This is a genomic window from Mesorhizobium sp. M1307 (assembly GCF_040318155.1).
Classification (GTDB): domain Bacteria; phylum Pseudomonadota; class Alphaproteobacteria; order Rhizobiales; family Rhizobiaceae; genus Mesorhizobium.
The window spans coordinates 1-18,823 of record NZ_JAMYLR010000012.1 but is presented as its reverse complement, the minus strand read 5'-3'; the positions used below and the strand labels follow the sequence as shown (position 1 = coordinate 18,823).

Below are 18,823 nucleotides of genomic sequence, written 5' to 3'. Positions count from 1 at the left end.
CTTGCCGCTACATGAATACATGTATCGCAACAAGGTGCGGCATGCCCACATCGATCCGCCTTTCTCCTGAAGTCGAGCAGCGCCTGGATTTTCTCGCGGCCAAGACTGGTCGCAGCAAGGCCTACTATCTGCGCGAGCTCATTGAACGTGGTCTGGAGGACTTGGAGGATTACTACTTGGCTGCCGAAGTCGTTGAGCGGATCAGGCGTGGTGAAGAAGACGTCATGAGAGCCGAGGACTTCTGGCGTGGCCTGGACGCTTGAATACGCCCGCTCGGCGCGAAAATTTGTCGAAAAACTGGATCCGCAGACACGTCACCGTATCCGTGATTTTATTGAAAACCGCATTGCCGTTCTCGACAACCCGCGTGAACTCGGCAAACCGCTGAAGGGCCCGCTCGCAACCTTTTGGAGATATCGCGTCGGGGATTATCGCATCATTTGCGATGTGCAGGATAACCGGCTCGTCATTCTGGTGGTAACCATAGGCCACCGCGGCGACGTTTACAGATAGCCGAACTCACCGGTCCGTATGATTGGCCAGTACGATTTGGGAAGAGGATAAAACATGTTCGAATTGACCGGCCGCAAGGCGCTCGTCACCGGCGCATCGGGAGGTATCGGCGAGGCGATCGCCCGGGTGCTGCACGGCCAGGGCGCCATCGTCGGCCTGCATGGCACACGTATCGAGAAACTGGAGGCGCTGGCCGCCGAACTGGGCGACCGGGTCAAGCTTTTCCCGGCCAATCTTTCCAACCGCGACGACGTCAAGGCGCTCGGCCAGAAGGCGGAGGCCGACCTCGAAGGCGTCGACATCCTCGTCAACAATGCCGGCATCACCAAGGACGGGTTGTTCGTACGCATGGCTGACGCCGACTGGGATAGCGTGCTCGAGGTCAACCTGACCGCCGTGTTCCGGCTGACCCGCGAGCTTACCCATCCGATGATGCGGCGCCGCCATGGCCGCATCATCAACATCACTTCAGTGGTTGGCGTCACCGGCAATCCCGGCCAGACCAACTACTGCGCCTCCAAAGCCGGTATGATCGGCTTTTCCAAATCGCTGGCGCAGGAGATCGCCACCCGCAATATCACCGTCAACTGCGTCGCCCCGGGCTTCATCGAATCGGCGATGACCGCCAAGCTCAACGACAAGCAGAAAGAGGCGATCATGGCGGCGATCCCGACCCGGCGCATGGGCACGGGCGCCGAAGTCGCCTCTGCCGTCGCCTACCTAGCTTCCAACGAGGCAGCCTACGTCACCGGCCAGACCATTCATGTGAATGGCGGCATGGCAATGATCTAACACTTGGGAAAACGCTTCATTCCGTCTTGGATGCACGGGATTTTTCGTGTAATGCCGCCCGCAACCCGGCGGTTCGGGCAAAAACCGGTCCTGTTCCGCTGCGTTTCCGGCAGGACCATCTTTCAGCTTGATTAGCGGCATTCTGCCCGCTAACGAAGACAGACAACCAAAAGACGAGGATGCCCAAATGAGTGACACCGCAGAGCGCGTCAAAAAGATCGTCATCGAGCACCTTGGCGTCGATGCCGAGAAGGTGACGGAGCAGGCGAGCTTCATCGATGATCTGGGCGCGGACAGCCTCGACACGGTCGAACTTGTCATGGCGTTCGAAGAAGAGTTCGGTGTCGAAATCCCGGACGACGCCGCCGAGACCATCCTAACTGTTGGCGATGCGGTGAAATACATCGACAAGGCCTCCGCCTGACGCTATTTGCAGTCATCACCGGGGAGGACCTGCGATGAGGCGTGTCGTCGTCACGGGCCTTGGGCTGCTTTCGCCGTTCGGCATGGGCTTCGAGCACAGCTGGAAGGAGCTTCTGACCGGCCGCAGCGCAGCCAAGCGCATCACCGAATTCGAGGTGGAAGACCTTGCCTGCAAGGTCGCCCACGTCATTCCGCGCGGTGACGGCTCCAATGCCACTTTCAATCCTGAAGCCGTTCTCGAGCCGAAGGAACTGCGCAAGATCGGCGACTTCATCCTGTACGGGATCGCGGCCGCCGACGAGGCACTCAAGGATTCCGGCTGGCAGCCGAAGACGCATGAGGAACAGTGCGCCACCGGCGTGCTGATCGGTTCGGGCATCGGCGGCATCGAAGGCATCGCCGAGAATGCGATGATCCTCAAGGAACGCGGTCCGCGCCGCATCAGCCCATTCTTCATCCCTGGCCAGATCATCAACCTCGTCTCCGGTCAGGTCTCGATCCGGCATGGGCTGAAAGGCCCCAACCATGCCGTCGTCACCGCTTGCTCGACCGGTGCGCACGCCATCGGCGATGCCGCCCGGCTGATCATCTGGGGCGATGCCGACGTTATGGTCGCAGGCGGCGCCGAAGCGCCGGTGACGAGACTGTCGATCGCCGGGTTCGCCGCTTGCCGCGCGCTCTCCACCGAGCGCAACGACGCGCCACAAACGGCCTCACGCCCCTATGATCGCGATCGCGACGGCTTCGTCATGGGCGAGGGCGCCGGTGTTGTCGTGCTCGAGGAGCTCGAACACGCCAAGGCCCGCGGCGCCAAGATCTATGCCGAGGTCACCGGCTACGGTCTGACCGGTGACGCCTATCACATCACCGCGCCTGCCGAAGACGGCGACGGCGCTTTCCGTTGCATGACCGCGGCGCTGAACCGGGCGAAGCTGACGCCGGCCGATGTCGACTACATCAACGCGCACGGCACCTCGACCATGGCCGATACGATCGAACTCGGCGCCGTCGAGCGGCTGGTCGGCAACGCCGCCTCGAAGATATCGATGTCGTCGACCAAATCGTCGATTGGCCACCTGCTGGGCGCGGCTGGTGCTGCCGAGGCGATCTTTTCGATCCTCGCCATTCGCGACAACATCGCGCCGCCGACGATCAATCTTGACAATCCGGAGCGCGAAACGGCGATCGACCTGGTGCCGCACAAGCCGCGGGCCCGCCAGATCGACGTGGCGCTGTCCAACTCCTTCGGCTTCGGTGGCACCAACGCCTCGCTCGTCTTCCAGCGCTACAATGGCTGACCGCTCTGCCGGTTTCCGTCTGCCGTCAATTTTGCCATATTCGCCCCTACTCTGCCCGAGGGGATTCGTCGCAAGATCAAATGGTAGGGCGCTATGAACACAAATCCGGCCGATAACGGGGAATTCGGGCAACGGGCAACAACGCCCGGCCCGATCGTGCCGAAGACGGCCAGCGAGGCGTTGCGGCCCGAGGCCGGCACGCCGCCGCCGAAGCGCTCGCGTGCCTCGCGCAGCCAGTTCGTTGTGTTCATGAACTTCGTCATCTCTTCGGTGATGCTGATGGTGCTGGCGGCAGGCGTTGCGCTGTATTTCGGCAAGCAGGAGTTCAACGAGCCCGGCCCGTCGGCCAATGGCGACACTTTCCTGGTCAAGCCGAATAGCGGTGTCCAGGAGATCGCCGACCAGCTTGAGCGGCGAGGGCTGATCAGCGACGCCCGCATTTTCCGCCTTGGCGTGCGCGCCTTCGGCAATGATTCGGCCCTGAAGGCCGGCGAATACGAGATCAAGCCGCAGGCGTCGATGCACGATATCATGGAACTGCTGAAGAGCGGCAAGTCGGTGATGTATTCGCTGACTATCCCCGAGGGGCTGACGGTCGAGCAGGCGCTGCAACGGATCGCCGAGCAGGACGCGCTGACCGGCGATATGCCGTCGACCACTCCACCTGAGGGCAGCCTCGCCACCGACACGCTGCGTTTCACCCGCGGCGCAACACGCCAGCAGATGGTCGACAAGCTTCTGGCCGACCAGAAGAAGCTGGTCGACGAGGTCTGGCGGCGCCGAGCGCCGGATTTGCCGATCGCCAACGTTGAGGATTTTGTCACCCTGGCCTCGATCGTCGAGAAGGAGACCGGCAAGGGCGATGAACGCTCGCGTGTAGCCGCCGTCTTCCTCAACCGGCTGGCCAAGGGTATGCGGCTGCAGTCGGACCCGACCATCATCTACGGCCTGTTCGGCGGCAAGGGCAAACCCATCGACCGCCCGATCTATCAGTCGGACATCCAGAAGCCGACGCCCTACAACACCTATCTGATCAACGGCTTGCCGCCGACGCCGATCGCCAATCCCGGCCGTGCGACGCTGGAGGCCGTCGCCAATCCGTCGAAGACCAGCGATCTCTACTTCGTCGCCGACGGCAGCGGCGGGCACGTCTTTGCCTCGACGCTCGATGAGCATAACGAGAATGTCGCTCGCTACCGGGCACTGCTGAAAAAGCAGGCGCAGGACGCCGCCAAGGCCGGGGCAACCAATACCGGAGCCGACACGCCGGCGGGAGCCATCGTTGACGATGCGGGCGCCACCGCCGCCCAGTAGGGCCGGACGCCATCAGGTTGGCCCTGTGCATGTCCGGGTGGATGTGCAAGGGCTGCTATGGCATTGAAATTCACATGATCCTATCCGGAGAAAATCGCTCCGGCTTGAGGGGCATTCGGCAAAGGGACGCACGGCTACATGAACTTGCAGAGCATGACCGGTTTTGCGCGCAGTGTCGCCGAACACGACGGCACTTCGATTGCCTGGGAAGCCAAGTCCGTCAACGGCAAAAGCGTCGAGGTCAGGCTGCGGCTGCCGCAAGGTTTCGACCGGCTGGAGCCGGCCGTCCGGCAGACGGTGCAAAAGCGTTTTGCGCGCGGCAATTTCCAGATGACGTTGACCATTGGCCGCGCCGCCGGCGCTCAAGCGCAACCTGTGGTCAACGAGGCTTTCCTGAAGGATCTGGCGGGGTTGGCCAAGCGGCTGCAGGAGCGGTTCGGAGTAGCCCCTGCGGCGGCCGACGGGCTGCTTGCGCTGCGCGGCGTCCTCGACATTCCCGAAACCATCGAAACCGAAGAGGCGCGCAGTGCGCTCGATACCGCAATACTGTCGGCGCTGGAAGCAGCACTGAACGGACTGCAGCAGGCGCGCCAGGGCGAAGGTGCGGCACTTCGTTCCCTGCTGTCCGGCCATATCGATGCCATCGAGGCGCTGACGCTGCGGGCCGAGGCCGATCCATCACGCGAACCGGCCACGATCCGCGAAAGGCTCGCCGAGCAGATCCGCCTGTTGATGGACGCGTCCGCCAACTTGGACGCCAGCCGGCTGCATATGGAAGCGGCGTTCCTGGCCACCAAGGCCGACATACGCGAGGAAATCGACCGGCTGAAGACGCACGTGGTGTCGGGGCGGGCACTGCTCGCCGGCGGTGGGGCCATCGGCCGCAAGCTCGATTTCCTGGCACAGGAATTCAACCGCGAATCGAATACGCTGTGTTCCAAGTCGAATGCTGCCGCGGTCACCGCCATCGGGCTGGAACTGAAGGCGGTCGTCGACCAGTTTCGCGAACAGGTCCAGAATCTGGAATGATCCCGATGCCAAGCCACATGACTGCCAAGCCCCATGACCGCTAGGGATGTGGGTTCCCGCATTCGGCGCCGCGGGCTGATGCTGGTCTTGTCGTCGCCGTCAGGCGCCGGCAAGTCGACGATTGCGCGCAATCTGCTGGAGAGCGATTCCAGCCTGGAATTGTCGGTCTCTGTCACCACGCGGCCACGCCGCGGCAGCGAGATCGAGGGCGTCCATTACCACTTCCGTACCATGCGCGAGTTCGAGCGGCTGCGCGATTCCGATGCGCTGCTCGAATGGGCGGAGGTGCACGGCAATTGCTACGCGACGCCGCGCGAGCCGGCTGAACAGGCGCTGGCCGAAGGCCGCGACATGCTGTTCGACATCGACTGGCAAGGCGCTCAGCAGCTCAAGGAGAAGATGCGCGCCGACATCGTCTCGATATTCATCCTGCCGCCATCGATGAAGGAATTGAAGGCGCGGCTGAAGCGTCGCGCCGAGGACCAGGAAGCGGTGATCGAGACGCGGCTCAAGAACGCCCGCAACGAGATCGAGCACTGGAAGGAATATGATTTCGTCATCGTCAACGACGATCTCGACCGCGCTTTCGCCGAGGTGCGCGGCATCGTCACCGCCGAACGGCTCAGACGCGATCGCCGGCCCGGCCTGTTCGATTTCGTCTCGGGGCTGCTCGACGAAAGGACGGATTGATCAAATCGCTGTCCCCGCGACCAGGATCAGATTGCGGCTGAGCGCGGCGTCGCGCAGTTCCAATGCCGCGGCATATTCGGCCGAGCGGTACCAGCGCCGCGCCGTGTCCATGTCGGGGAATTCCACGATGATCAGCGGCCGGGGAGACCAGTCGCCTTCCAACCTTTCCACCTTGCCACCGCGTACCAGATAGCGCCCGCCATGCCGGGCGATGGAGGCAGCCGCGTGGGTGCTATAGGCTTCGATCGCCTCTGCGTCGCGGATCGTGACGTCGGAAATGACATAGGCGGCCATTGTTTGTCTCCGGGCAGGTTTGTCCGGCTATCTATGCCGTGAGAGCGGAAACTCCACGCAGACGCGTCCCGGCATCACACCGCGTTGGTCAGGCGAACGAACTCCTCGACGCTCAGCGTCTCGGCGCGCCTGGTCGGATCGATGCCGGCACGGGTGAGCAGCGCCTCGCCGCCGAGGCTTTTCACGCTCTGCCGCAGCATTTTCCGGCGCTGGCCAAACGCCGCTTCGGTGACGCGGCTGAGCCGTTTCACCTCTGCCGGCAAGGGGCTGGCGCGCGGCACCAGATGCACCACCGAGGACGTCACCTTGGGTGGCGGCGTGAACGCCTGCGGCGGCACGTCGAAGGCAATCCTCGCCTCCGTCCGCCAGCCTGCCAGCACGCCGAGCCGACCATAGGCATCGCTGCCGGGGCTGGCTGCAATGCGTTCGGCGACCTCGCGCTGGAACATCAGTGTCATCGATGTGTAGAAGGGCGGCCACTCGGTGACGGTCAGCCAGCGGATCAGCAATTCGGTGCCGATATTGTAAGGCAGGTTGGCGACGATTTTCGCCGGCCCGCCGCTTTCCCCTTTAGCAAGCGCTGCAAAATCGGTTTTCAGCGCATCGCCGGCTACGATCTCTAGCCGGCCCGGATAGTGGTTCGAGATCTCGGCCAGGGCCGCCAGGCAGCGCTCGTCGCGCTCGATGGCGACGACCCGCCGGGCGCCGTTGAGGAGCAGGGCACGAGTCAGCCCGCCCGGACCGGGACCGACCTCGATAACCGTAACGTCGCTCAGGTCGCCGGCGGTTCGCGCAATCTTGCTTGTCAGGTTAAGGTCGAGCAGAAAATTCTGGCCCAGCGCCTTTTTCGCCTGCAGCCCATGGCGCTCGATCACCTCGCGCAGTGGCGGCAGGCCGTCTATGCTCATCGGGCTGGGCTCATCAGGCGGGCTCATCGGTTAAGGCCGTCGAATTTGGCTGATTGGGCTCAGGGCCTACGGCCTTTTCCCGGTATCGGCAAGAACGCGAGCGAGTTTCAGCGCTGCAATCAGGCTGCCGGCACGGGCGATGCCCTTGCCGGCGATGTCGAAGGCGGTGCCGTGGTCGGGCGAGGTGCGGACGAAGGGCAGGCCGAGCGTGACGTTGACCGCCTCGTCAAACGCCAGCGCCTTGGCCGGGATCAGCGCCTGGTCGTGATACATACAGAGCGCCACGTCGTAGCCGGCGCGGGCGCGAGCATGAAACAGCGTGTCGGCCGGCAATGGCCCGAAGGCGTCGATCCCTTCCTGCCTCAGCAGGTCGACCGCCGGGCGCACGATCCGCTCGTCTTCGGTGCCCATGGTGCCGCCTTCGCCGGCATGCGGGTTGAGGCCGGCAATGGCGAGCCGCGGCTTGGCAATTCCGAAGCGGTTCGCAAGGTCGGCGGCGGTGATGCGGCCGGTGGCGACGATAAGGTCAGTCGTCAGCGCTTTCGGCACCTCGGCCAGCGCGATGTGGATGGTGACCGGCACGGTGCGCAGGTCCGGACCGGCAAGCAGCATCACCGGTGTCACTTCGGCGCCGGTGTGAAGCGATGCCAGATGCGCCAGATATTCGGTGTGGCCGGGAAAGCGAAAGCCGGCGTCGTAGAGCGGCTTCTTGGCAATGGGGCAGGTGACGACCGCAGCAGCGCGGCCGGCCAGGCAGTCGGCAACGGCGCGGTCGATCGCCTCGATGATGCCGGCGGCGTTGGCTGGATCCGGGCGGCCGGGACTGTCGACGAAACGGGCAGCAAGCGCCACCACCGGCAGCGCGCGCGAAAACACCCCCGGCGCTAACGCCGGCGTCGTCTCGGCAATCGCGATATCGGTGCCGAGCCTGTGCGCCCGCGCGGCAATCAGTGCCGGATCGGCAAGGAGATAAAAAGACGGAACGCCAGCGCTATCGCGGCTCTGCCAAGCAGCGATGGCGATGTCCGGCCCCACGCCGGACGGATCGCCGACGCTCAACGCCAGCGGAAGCTCTGCGTCAGGCACGGCGCTTCGACTTCAGCGCTCGATTATGCGGGCTTTCTTCCGCAACTCCTCGACATATTTCTTCGAGAGTTCGTCGGCGTTCTTGTCGCTCGAACCTTCACTCTGGAACACCATCTGCGCGGCTTTGTCGTCTGACACTTCGCGCGACGAGCAGATGCCGATGAATTCGACACCGCGGTCGGTTTCGCGCGTCGTGGTGGCGCCGCCGACCTTTGTAGCCTTTATCTGCTCGGCCCAGTCCGCCGGCAATTGCGGCGCCAACACCCGGCCGAGATCGCGAACGGTGACATCGATCAGGCCCTTGGCGAATTCGCGCGTGGTGTTGCAGCCGTTGAAGCGGGCGCGCATGGCATCGGCTTCGCGTTTGCGCTTGGCCAGCGTCGCGCTGCGCTCGGCGGCCGGCACCACGAAGATGACCTGCTGCAGCATGTACTCTGTGGCGCTCGGTTTGCTGCCGCCTTTTTCGAGCATGCGCTTGACGAGGTCCTGCTCGCTCATTGCGCCGCCACCGTCTCCGGAACGGGAACGCGCGGTCAGCGCCTGGTTCCAGGCCATCTGCGCCCGGATAAACTCCTTGAAATGCTCCTTGGTGACGCCGGATTGCGCCATCGCGCCGTCAAGCTGCTTGAGCGGCATCTTGTTGCTGGTGGCGAAACGCTGATAAGCGGCATCGACCTGCGCGTCGCTGATGCGGATGCCGAGCCGCCGGGCTTCGGCCAGGCGCAGCGTCTGGTCGATCATTTCCTGGCCGGCATCGCCCTTTCTGTGCTGCAGGCGCAGGAAAGCGGCCCGATGCTGGATGTCGCCGGTGGTTATCGGTATATTGTTGACGACGTATTTGATCTCGGTGGCGAAAACTGGCCGCGTCACCGCGGTGGTCGAGAACGCCACCAGCAGCGCGAACCCTGCCGAAAAGAGGTATTTCCTCATCGAAAGCATCCCAATTCCATCCCGATTCGGCCCAACCTATCCAGTTCAGGCCGTCAAAATTCGTGCCTGCTCTATGCGGCGAAACAATGTCGTCCGCCAGGCGCCCCGTTGCCGACCGCTGCCCGTTATTGAATGGTGTCGATGGAGCGTTGCGACGAACCGAAATCGCCGAGCGTGCGGAACGACAGGTTGAAGCCGACGTTCTGCGATACTTCCTTGGTGTTCAGGTCACGTCTTTCCGAAAACGTCATCAAATAGGTAAAGCACGAATCACTATAGGCAAAGCCGACCCCGTCCTTGACCAGAACGCTCTGCTCCAGATCATACGTGCCGGTGCCAAAGACGCGCCAATTCTCGGCAAGATGTGTCGAGGCGCCGAGCGTAACCTCATGGCGATCGGTCGAGAAGCCATAGAGCGGCTGCGCCTGGATGAAGGCGTATTTGGCGCTCAGCGATACCGGCAGGCCTGAAAAGGCGGCCTTTACCTCAGCGCGGCGGATCTCGAAGCTTTGCTCGTCGAAACGGCCGCTGACCGAGCCGGAAAACCCGCTGGGGCTGTTGAAGCCGACAAGGCCGACATAGTCGGAGGTTGCAGTTTCAAGACCCGAATAGGCGCCGACATTGACCAGGTCCGGCGTGCCGAACGAGTTCTGGCCGCCGAGCTGGTAGGATTGGCCGAACACCGCATTGGTGCCCCAGCCATTGTCATATGCGCCGGAATAGCGCAGCCCGACATTGGCGCGTGTGCCGCCTTCCATGCGGTCATAGCCCGAGAATTTGTCGCGCTCGAACAGCGTCGTGGCGTCGAAGACGAAGCTCTGGGCGTCCTCGTTGGGGACCGCCAGCCCGCCGACATATTGCTCGTTCGGACGCATGAATACCTGCGCCATCGGTTCGAAGACATGGCTGGAACTGGTCATCGAAAACAGCACCGGCCAGCGCATCTCAAGGCCGGCGGTCGCCATGTAGCGGGCAAGCGATGAACGCATATCGTCCTCGACGCCGAGATTGGTCGCCATCTGGTTGACGGCGTCGAGCGAGGCCGAGGAGGCGTTGACGTAGCCGGCGTCGCCGCGCAGCGCCAGGAGCGGTGTCAGCAGCAGCCCGCCATCGGTGGTGAAGGTGCGCTTCCATTCGGCTTCCGCGGTAAGGCGCCCGGATTGACCGTCGATGCCGCGGACGTTGTTGACGGACGAAGGGATGCCCGAATTTGCAAGAGCCGTATCGAGCCTGTCGCGGTCAATGACCCGCGCGTTGACGTCGAACGACAGCTGCCCGCCGACCACCGGCATGTCGGGGATATAAGCGTAGTCGAGCGAGGGCAGCACCCAGGGCTGCTTGGCGGCGCGTGCAGTCGGATCGCTGGCGAGCGTGTCTTCCTGAACCTCGAAGTGCATGGCGCGCACGTCGAAGTAATTGCGATCGTTGAGCCCCGTCAGGTACACCTCGGAGCGGTGCACGCTATCGTTGAAGCCATCGATGTCGTAGGTGCGCGCGAAATTCTTGTCGCTCTGCAGCAGGATGTCCCAGCCGAAGTCCCAGCGCGGGTTGATGGCGAACTGGCCCTGGGTGCCCATCATGCCGCGGAACCTGTTCGGGTCGCCTTCGGTACCCGAATTCACGTTGTGGCCATTGTCGTCGATGAAGGCGTCGGGATTCTCCTGCCGGATGCCCGCAATCTTCAGGCTGTACTGACCGTTGTTGAAGCGCTGCCTCCACTCGGCCTCACCGAGGAAACCTTGCTTGGTATAGCCGCTGCCAGTGACAGTGAGATCGTAGGTCGGCGAGAGCGCGAAATAATAGGGGACTTTAACACCGACGCCGAGATCGCTCTTGTAGGCGACGCCGGGGATCAGGAAGCCGCTCTTGCGCTTGACCGTTGGGTCGGCGATCTCGAAAGCCGGCAGATAGGCCAGCGGAAAGCCGAAGAACTCGAAATTCGAGTTCTCGAAGCGAACCGTCTTCTTCTCGCCGTTCCAGATGATCTTCCTGGCCTTGATACGCCAGGTCGGCGCTTTGTCGGGCTTGTCCTCGCACGGCTCGCAGGCGGTGTAGACGCCGTTGTGGAACGTCGTCAGCACGCCGCCCATGCGCTCCGCGCTTTCGGCGGCGAAATACGCCTTGTCTATGGTCTCGACCCGCAGCGCGTTGACGAAGCCGTCGGCGAAATCGTCAGTGATGTCGGCATGCTGCGAATAGATTTTGGTGCCGTCGCTATTGACGAGTTCGACATTGCCGCTGGCGACGAGGCGTTTGGTGTTGCGGTTGTATTCGACCCGCTGGGCGACCAGACGGTTGCCGCCATAGTCGATCTGGACGCCGCCGACGGCCGTCACTGTCTGCTTGTCGTTGTCGTAGACCAGCGTATCGGCTGCCAGCAGCATCTGCGTGCCGCTCGGAACCTTCGTTGCCAGCTCACTGACGTCCTGGGCAAAAGCCGGAGCAACCGGGGCGACGCTGGCAAGCAGGCACGCCAAGGCGCTCGCCGCAGAGAGGCGTGCCAAACCGGCGTGCCTATGGCTGCGCAAAACCGCCTCCCTCACTAGCCGTCTTCCTTGTATAGCAGGAATGTCACCCCGAAGAACATAGCCACGACAACCGGGACCCAAGCCGCTACGGCAGTGGGTACGAATCCCGCTACGCCGAATGCCTTGACCAGCACCGAAACGACATAAAGCAGAAAGCCGGCCACGATGCCACCCAGAATCATCGTTGCCGACTGCCCCATCCTCGCAAATCGCATTGATACCGTTGCCGCAATCAGCGTCATCGCGACAAGCAGGAAGGGCAGCGCAATCAGGGAATTGAACTGCATGGCGAAGGCATTTGCCTTGAGGCCGAAGGAGCGGGCCACTTCGATCTTGCCGGGCAGATCGTAGAAGGGAATGGTCTCAGGGCGCGCCAACCGCTCTTGCACGAATTCCGGCTTGAGATTGGTCGGCAGCCGATCGCTGGGTAACGACTGGATGGTACCGTCCCGGAACACCTTGACGTCCTGCAATTCCCAGTAGCCGTCCCGCAAAAAGGCGCGCGCAGCATCCTTGCGCTCGATGATGTCGCCTTGCGGGCTGAAGCTGAAGAAGACCGCGTCGGCCATCTCCAGGCCTTGATTGAGAATGGCGCGCGCGCCGATGATGGTGTCGCCGGCGTTGGTTTTCTGCCTGATCCAGGGCGCAGCATCGGCCGAGACGCTGTTCGACTTGCCCGAACGGAGCTGGGTCTCGATCTCCTCGGACCAGGAATAGGCGTGCGCGGCTACCGGATTGATGACGCCGACCGACAAGGCTCCAAACAGCAGCGCCCCAATGCAGCACGGCAGCAGGAATTGCCATGCGGAAACCCCGGCGGAACGGGCAATGACCAATTCATATTTGCGGTTGAGCGACACCAACGTCGCCATCGCCGAGAACAGGCCGACGAACGGCACCGTCTGCAGCATGATCATCGGCATCCTGAGCCCCGAAATGGCGAACGCAGTTGCGTAGGTGAAGCCCGGCACGCCGGTCGTACGGCCGGAAAGCTCGGTGAAATCGATCAGGAACACCAGCGCCAAGAGGCCGATGAAGAACCAGATGGTGATCGTCACATAGCGAAAGAAGAAGTACCGACCCAGAGTCCAGCCCATCAGCCGGCTCCCTGTCCGGATGCGCCACGCCCGGCAAAACGGAGCTTGATGGCGCTCCAGCCGTCACTGAAGCGGCCGGCAAGATTGGTTATCCAATCGGCCCAGGCAACCGGCAGTTCCATGGTCCGGTTGGACACGATGAACCAGATGGCAATCGCCGATGCCACGATCGGGACGCCGTAGACCATATAGGCATATTGCGGCACCTTGTCGGCCTTGCCGGCGGCAAAGAACCCGAGCCAGCGCACGAACAGCGCGATCGCGATTGCCGTGATCAGCGGGTGCACACGCGCCTCGCGATGCGAGCGCGCATCTCCGGCAACGGCGAGCGCGATCAGCGCGAAGACGAGCGAATAGGACCACTCGGAAAAACGCTGGTTGAGCTCGGCCAGGTACCTGTTCGGCTTTTGCTGGTACATCTTGTCGTTCGGACTGGGATTGAGCAGATACTGGGTCGTCCGGTCCTTCGGCAAAAGCAGGATGTCAGATGATGCCGACATGAAAGCGGACAAGTCGAAGGCGTAGGAGGTGAACCGGATCACCGAGAGGTCGCCGGTCATGGTTTTGCGATGGATGACGCCGTCATTCATCATCAGCACCTTCTCGTCGCCGCGTTCGATGATGCTGCCGGTCTTGGCGTAGTAGATGAGATTGACGCCTTCTTCGCGCGAATCGGCGACGAAGATGCCGCCGAGACGGTTGTCGGGAAGCCGTTCGCCAACCTGCAGGAACAGGCCGTCATCGATCTTACGGAAGGTGCCTTCCTGGATGATCAACGACAACAGATCGGCACGCGACGACGCAATCAACTCGCGGTTCTTCTGGCGTGCGTAAGGGTCGACGCCATTGTCGACGGCGAAGGAAAAAACGCTGGCTGCAAGTGCCAGAAGCATGATCGGCCTGACGATGGTCCAGCGTGAAGCGCCGGCGGCATTGATGACGGCCAGCTCCGAATCCGAATTCATCACGCTGAGGATCTGGGCGACCGCGACCACCAGGGCGAACGGCACGACGATCGGAACGATCGTCGGGATGATCAGCGCTGCGACTTCGAAGAAGGTGAGGGCCGACTGACCGCTATCGGTGACGAGGTCGATGCGGGCGAGCACCTGAGTCGTCCAGACGATCGCCAGCGTCCAGACGAGCGCCAGCGCGAATACCGCGAAAGCACGGCGCATGATGTAGCGTTCAACGACCTTCATGAAGGCTTTTCTCGGCGATTTCGAACGGCATCATGCCTTGGAACAAGGTAGTCGTCCGGCGCCGGCTGCACAACTGGCTCAGTTTGGCGGTTCGATCCGGGTTCAGTCCCGGATCGCAAAATCCGCTGGGCCGGAGTGTCGGCGGCAATGGATAAGAAAGAGCGAACATTGTTGGTTAACAACAGGTTGCGGCGGGAAGCGGGGCCGTGCCGCGACGAATCGTGGATGGTTCGATATCGCATATGGGAGCGATTTCGGCCAAAGTCTTGTCAAATGCGGCAAAACGACCAAATGTCGCGCCGGTCGCGACCGCCGCGGCGTGATAAGACGGGTCAGGATCTGTTGAGCCCCAGCATGGAAGCGGAAAAATTGCGCAGTCAAACCGGTCGGGAAACCGTCTTTGACGGCGCGATCGTGGTCGGCGCCGGCGCGGCCGGCCTTGCCGCCGCCCACGCCTTGATGAAGGCCGGCGTACCGACGCTCGTCCTGGAAAAGGAGAGCCGCCTTGCCGAACCCTGGCATCGGCGGCACCAGCGGCTGCACCTCAATACGCATCGCGATCTCTCGACGCTGCCCGGCGTCGGCTATCCCGCAGGCACCCCGGCTTTTCCGCATAAATCGGCCGTCATTCGCCATCTGAACGATTTCAGCCAGGCGCATGGTCTGCCGGTCGCATTCGGCGTGGCCGTTGAAGAGATCACGTTCGATGGCGATCACTGGACCGTGCGGACGAACGCCGGACGTCGTCTGGCGCGTCATGTCGTCGTCGCCACCGGGCGCGACCGGCAGCCGTTTATTCCCGCGTGGAAAGGCATGAAGGATTTTGCAGGCCGGATTATCCATTCGGCCGATTTTGGCGACGCAAAGGACTACGCCGGCAAAAGGGTGCTAGTCGTCGGAGCCGGCAATTCGGGGTTCGACGCACTCAACCATCTTGCGAATGCAGATGCCCAAAGCATCTGGCTGTCGGCCCGCAACGGCCCGTCGCTGCTGCCGAAACGCATCGGCAAGGTCGCCGTCCACAGGCTTTCACCGTTGATGGCGAGCTTGCCGGTGCGGCTGGCCGATGCGGTGATGGCGACAACCCAGCGCCTGGTTTTCGGCGACCTGACGAAATTTGGGCTTCCGCCGGCTCCCATAGGCGGTGCGAGCCGTCTGAGCGCCGACTACACCGCGATCGCAGCCGATGACGGCGCGGTTCGCGCCATAAAGGCAGGCACGATCGTGGTGGTGCCACCATTGCGGGAATTTACCCAAGACGGCATCGTATTGAATGACGGCAGGTTGATCACGCCCGATATCGTCATTGCGGCGACCGGCTATCGCACCGGTCTGGAACAGATGTTCGGCAAGCTTGGCGTTCTCGACGGCAAGGGCGTTCCGCTTTTCAACGGCGGCGATGCCGATCCGAAATTGCCCGGTCTGTGGTTTACCGGCATGCGGCCGAGCATTCGCGGTTGTTTCGCCAACGCCCGCATTCAGGCCAGGGCGATAGCGGCGCGGATTGTCAACCAGCGATGATGAGCCGGACTATGCCGACTGTTCCGCCCGCAATAGACACGCCTTGTTGAAAGGTGCTCGAACCGAAAGGTCAATGGTCATGACGCCAGTCAGCATTCGCTACATGGTCGATGATGTCGCCGCCTCGATCGACTTCTACTGTGGACATCTGGGCTTCGCTGTTGAACAGGACGCGCGACCGGCTTTTGCTTCCGTCACACGCGGCGCTTTACGGCTCCTTCTAAGCGGACCCGGCAGTTCGGGTGCACGGGCGATGCCGGATGGCCGGCAGCCGGTGCCGGGAGGTTGGAATCGCATCCTGTTGGTGGTGCCGGACCTGAAAGAAGAGGTTGCGCGCCTCAAGAGTGCTGGACTTGTCTTTCGCAACGATATCATAACGGGCGTCGGCGGTTCCCAGACGCTGCTCGAAGACCCATCGGGCAATGTCATCGAGCTGTTTCAACCCGCCGCTCACTGACGAACGTTTCTCGCGATAATCCAACTCACTTCCCCGAAAGCAGGACATGATGAATTCGAGACCCTCGATCGCCTTTGCCAAATTCGCCGCGCCCAAAAAAGGCAGCGTTTTCGTTCTGGTGGCCGACGAGGGCGGCCTCAGCGATGCCGCCAGGGCTTGCGATCCGGCAAAGACCCTCGAGCGGGCTTTTCCGGTCGCCGACTTCACCGGCAAATTCGCCAGCCTGGTCGAAGTGCTGGCACCGGAAGGGACATCGCTCGAGCGGCTGGTGGCGGTCGGTGCCGGCAAGGGCTCCAATCTCGATGATTACGCTTGGCTGAAGCTCGGCGGCACGATTGCCGCGTCCTTTCGCAAGGCAACCGAAGTGGCCGTCGTGCTCGATCTTCCCGGTGCGGCCGTCAGCGGCAGGCAAGCCGTTCAGCTTGCAGCGGGCATCCTGCTGCGCAGCTATTCCTTCGACAAGTACAAGACCAAAAAGAACAATGGTGACGACAAGCGCGAGCCAAAAAAGCCGGTCAAGGTGACTATTCACACCGCCGATCCGGCAGCTGCAAAGAAGGCCTTCGCCGATGAAGCGGCGGTGATCGACGGCGTCTTGCTGGCGCGCGATTTGGTCAATGAACCGGCCAATGTTTTGGGACCGGTGGAATTCGCCGCCCGCATCGCCGAACTGGAGGCGCTCGGCGTCACGGTCGAGATCCTGGCCGAGAAGGAGATGAAGAAGCTCGGCATGGGTTCGCTGCTGGGCGTAGCGCAGGGTTCGCCGCGTGGCGCCCGCATCGCGGTCATGCGGTGGGACGGCGGCAAGGCCAAGGAAAGCCCGGTCGCCTTCGTCGGCAAGGGCGTCACCTTCGACACCGGCGGCAATTCGATCAAGCCGGCGTCGGGCATGGAGGACATGAAGGGCGACATGGGCGGCGCTGCTGCCGTCACCGGGCTGATGCACGCGCTGGCCGCGCGCAAGGCGAAGGTCAATGTCGTCGGCATTGTCGGGCTGGTTGAAAACGCCGTCGACGGCCACGCTCAGCGACCGGGCGACATTGTCACCTCGATGTCGGGCCAGACTATCGAAGTGCTCAATACCGACGCCGAGGGCCGCCTGGTGCTGGCCGATGCGCTCTGGTACTGCAACGACCGCTTCCAGCCGAAATTCATGATCAATCTGGCGACGCTGACCGGCGCCATCATGGTCGCGCTCGGCCAGCATTATGCCGGCCTGTTCTCCAACAATGACGAGTTGGCGGACCGGTTGACGGCGGCCGGACAGGCGACGCAGGAGCGGGTGTGGCGCATGCCGCTCGGTGCCGAATACGACAAGCTGATCGATTCCAAGAATGCTGACATGAAGAACATCGGCGGCCGCCATGGCGGCGCCATCATTGCCGCGCAGTTCCTGCAGCGCTTCGTCAAGGACACGCCCTGGGCGCATCTCGACATCGCCGGCACCGCGATGGGCGCGCCTTCCAACGAGATCAACCAGTCATGGGCTTCCGGCTTCGGCGTCAGGCTGCTCGACCGGCTGGTGCGCGATCATTACGAGCAATGAGCGGCTGGGGCGGGACTCCGACAATGTAGACTGAACGCATGGCCGAGATTCTGTTTTATCACCTGACCGAATCGACGCTGGAGGATGCGTTGCCCGGCCTCCTGGAGCGCAGTATCGATCGCGGCTGGCGTGCCGTGGTGCAGACCGGCACCGAGGAACGGCGCGACGCGCTGGACCAGCATCTGTGGACTTTCCGGGACGATTCATTCCTGGCCCACGCAACGGATCGCGAAGCCCATCCCGCCGAGCAGCCGGTGGTTCTGACCGTCGGCCCCGACAATCCGAACCAGTCGCAGATACGCTTCCTGGTCGATGGGGCGGTGCCGCCGGAGCTTGGCGGCTACCAGCGCGCCGTGTTCCTGTTCGACGGCCACGATGCAGCCCAGCTAGAGGCGGCACGCACGCACTGGAAGACAATGAAGGAGGCCGGCCACACCGTGACCTACTGGCAGCAGACGCCCGACCGGCGCTGGGAACGCAAGGCTTAGAGAATTTGCCGGCAAGGGAATCAGGTGGCGCCGCAAGAGTGCGACGACAAAAAGATGGACCGCCGGCTATTCAGAAGACCGGAGCAAGCCCGATGCCGCCCGATGAACGAACGCCAGGCATGCCGATAGATGCCGCACTTGTTCGCCGGCTGATTGCCGCGCAGTTCCCCAAATGGGCGGACCTGCCGGTAGAGCCGGTCGAGCCTGGCGGCTGGGACAACCGCACCTTCCGGCTGGGCGACAGCATGTCGGTACGGCTGCCGAGCGCTGCCGCCTATGTCGCCCAGGTCGAGAAGGAGCACCGCTGGCTGCCTCGCCTCGCGCCTCACCTGCCTCTGCCGATACCCGTGCCGCTGGCCAAAGGCGCGCCCGGTGAAGGCTATCCATGGCCCTGGTCCGTCTATCGCTGGCTTGGCGGCAGACCGGCGGCTGGTGGACTGATTGCCGATCTTACTGAGTTCGCCCGTTCGCTGGCCGGCTTTCTGGTTGCGCTCTACCGGATCGACGCTGCCGATGGGCCACCGGCAGGGCAGCATAATTTCCACCGCGGTGGCCGGCTTTCGGTCTACGACGCCGAGACCCGAGCCGCGCTCTCGGCGCTCGGCGGCCGCATCGACAAGGCCGCCGCCGAGGCCGTGTGGGCGCCCGCCCCTGGCCCGCGGAGGCCACGGGCCCCGGGGGGGGGGCCAGGGGCCGTGGCCCCGGGG

General features: G+C 63.0%; 20 protein-coding genes. 13 read left to right on the top strand and 7 right to left on the bottom strand.

Going from position 1 to position 18,823, the window contains the following annotated elements; all coding sequences use genetic code 11:
• Window positions 1-41: 41 nt before the first annotated feature.
• From relB to gmk, 8 genes are all read left to right on the top strand, one after another.
• The gene (gene relB, locus NKH16_RS16170) at window positions 42-263 is read left to right on the top strand and encodes a type II toxin-antitoxin system RelB family antitoxin (protein ID WP_352467166.1); all 222 of its coding nucleotides are present in this window, start codon (window positions 42-44) and stop codon (window positions 261-263) included.
• A complete protein-coding gene (locus tag NKH16_RS16165; protein ID WP_352467165.1) occupies window positions 247-513 on the top strand; it encodes a type II toxin-antitoxin system RelE family toxin in 267 nt (88 codons plus the stop codon). Before relB ends, NKH16_RS16165 begins: the two co-directional genes overlap by 17 nt.
• 54 nt (window positions 514-567) lie before the next feature.
• Complete coding sequence (fabG, locus tag NKH16_RS16160) at window positions 568-1,305, top strand: 3-oxoacyl-[acyl-carrier-protein] reductase (protein WP_352453223.1); 738 nt, start codon at window positions 568-570, stop codon at window positions 1,303-1,305.
• Between the two features lie 187 nt (window positions 1,306-1,492).
• On the top strand, window positions 1,493-1,729 hold the full coding sequence (locus tag NKH16_RS16155; RefSeq protein WP_127851501.1) for an acyl carrier protein: 237 nt from the start codon (window positions 1,493-1,495) through the stop codon (window positions 1,727-1,729).
• Window positions 1,730-1,763: 34 nt separating this feature from the next.
• Entirely contained in the window at window positions 1,764-3,026 is a 1,263-nt protein-coding gene (gene fabF, locus NKH16_RS16150) for a beta-ketoacyl-ACP synthase II (RefSeq protein ID WP_352467164.1), read from the top strand.
• Window positions 3,027-3,119: 93 nt separating this feature from the next.
• Window positions 3,120-4,340, top strand: coding sequence for an endolytic transglycosylase MltG (gene mltG / locus NKH16_RS16145; RefSeq protein WP_352453225.1), 1,221 nt, complete (start codon window positions 3,120-3,122; stop codon window positions 4,338-4,340).
• Between the two features lie 138 nt (window positions 4,341-4,478).
• Window positions 4,479-5,369 carry a YicC/YloC family endoribonuclease gene (locus NKH16_RS16140; RefSeq protein WP_352453226.1) on the top strand — a complete coding sequence of 297 codons (891 nt, stop codon included), beginning with the start codon at window positions 4,479-4,481 and terminating at the stop codon, window positions 5,367-5,369.
• Window positions 5,370-5,402: 33 nt separating this feature from the next.
• Window positions 5,403-6,059, top strand: a complete 657-nt coding sequence (gmk, locus tag NKH16_RS16135; protein WP_352453227.1) for a guanylate kinase — start codon at window positions 5,403-5,405, stop codon at window positions 6,057-6,059.
• Here the strand turns inward: gmk and NKH16_RS16130 are convergent, their stop codons facing one another.
• The 7 genes from NKH16_RS16130 to lptF all read right to left on the bottom strand — a co-directional run bounded on the left by NKH16_RS16130 (window position 6,060) and on the right by lptF (window position 14,104).
• A complete protein-coding gene (locus NKH16_RS16130) occupies window positions 6,060-6,353 on the bottom strand; it encodes a DUF1330 domain-containing protein (protein ID WP_352453228.1) in 294 nt (97 codons plus the stop codon).
• Window positions 6,354-6,427: 74 nt separating this feature from the next.
• Window positions 6,428-7,261 carry a 16S rRNA (adenine(1518)-N(6)/adenine(1519)-N(6))-dimethyltransferase RsmA gene (gene rsmA, locus NKH16_RS16125; protein WP_352453229.1) on the bottom strand — a complete coding sequence of 278 codons (834 nt, stop codon included), beginning with the start codon at window positions 7,259-7,261 and terminating at the stop codon, window positions 6,428-6,430.
• A gap of 66 nt (window positions 7,262-7,327) precedes the next feature.
• Complete coding sequence (pdxA, locus tag NKH16_RS16120) at window positions 7,328-8,347, bottom strand: 4-hydroxythreonine-4-phosphate dehydrogenase PdxA (protein ID WP_352744940.1); 1,020 nt, start codon at window positions 8,345-8,347, stop codon at window positions 7,328-7,330.
• Window positions 8,348-8,359: 12 nt separating this feature from the next.
• Window positions 8,360-9,286: a peptidylprolyl isomerase gene (locus NKH16_RS16115; protein ID WP_352743345.1), complete on the bottom strand. Its 927-nt coding sequence runs from the start codon at window positions 9,284-9,286 to the stop codon at window positions 8,360-8,362.
• Window positions 9,287-9,402: 116 nt separating this feature from the next.
• Window positions 9,403-11,820 (bottom strand): LPS-assembly protein LptD, encoded by a 2,418-nt coding sequence (locus NKH16_RS16110; RefSeq protein WP_352744937.1) that lies wholly within the window; start codon window positions 11,818-11,820, stop codon window positions 9,403-9,405.
• A complete protein-coding gene (lptG, locus tag NKH16_RS16105) occupies window positions 11,820-12,905 on the bottom strand; it encodes an LPS export ABC transporter permease LptG (protein WP_023677695.1) in 1,086 nt (361 codons plus the stop codon). The genes NKH16_RS16110 and lptG overlap by 1 nt, the downstream gene beginning before the upstream one ends.
• Window positions 12,902-14,104 carry an LPS export ABC transporter permease LptF gene (gene lptF / locus NKH16_RS16100; RefSeq protein ID WP_352471099.1) on the bottom strand — a complete coding sequence of 401 codons (1,203 nt, stop codon included), beginning with the start codon at window positions 14,102-14,104 and terminating at the stop codon, window positions 12,902-12,904. The genes lptG and lptF overlap by 4 nt, the downstream gene beginning before the upstream one ends.
• A gap of 354 nt (window positions 14,105-14,458) precedes the next feature.
• Here lptF and NKH16_RS16095 point away from each other — a divergent pair, with 354 nt between their 5' ends.
• From NKH16_RS16095 to NKH16_RS16075, 5 genes are all read left to right on the top strand, one after another.
• Window positions 14,459-15,625, top strand: coding sequence for a flavin-containing monooxygenase (locus tag NKH16_RS16095; RefSeq protein ID WP_352744934.1), 1,167 nt, complete (start codon window positions 14,459-14,461; stop codon window positions 15,623-15,625).
• Between the two features lie 73 nt (window positions 15,626-15,698).
• On the top strand, window positions 15,699-16,082 hold the full coding sequence (locus NKH16_RS16090; protein WP_352471101.1) for a VOC family protein: 384 nt from the start codon (window positions 15,699-15,701) through the stop codon (window positions 16,080-16,082).
• Window positions 16,083-16,131: 49 nt separating this feature from the next.
• Window positions 16,132-17,628 carry a leucyl aminopeptidase gene (locus NKH16_RS16085; RefSeq protein ID WP_352621266.1) on the top strand — a complete coding sequence of 499 codons (1,497 nt, stop codon included), beginning with the start codon at window positions 16,132-16,134 and terminating at the stop codon, window positions 17,626-17,628.
• Between the two features lie 38 nt (window positions 17,629-17,666).
• Entirely contained in the window at window positions 17,667-18,116 is a 450-nt protein-coding gene (locus NKH16_RS16080; protein WP_352744931.1) for a DNA polymerase III subunit chi, read from the top strand.
• Window positions 18,117-18,208: 92 nt separating this feature from the next.
• Window positions 18,209-18,823 (top strand): phosphotransferase (locus NKH16_RS16075; protein WP_352900399.1); only part of this gene is annotated, 615 nt, incomplete at its 3' end.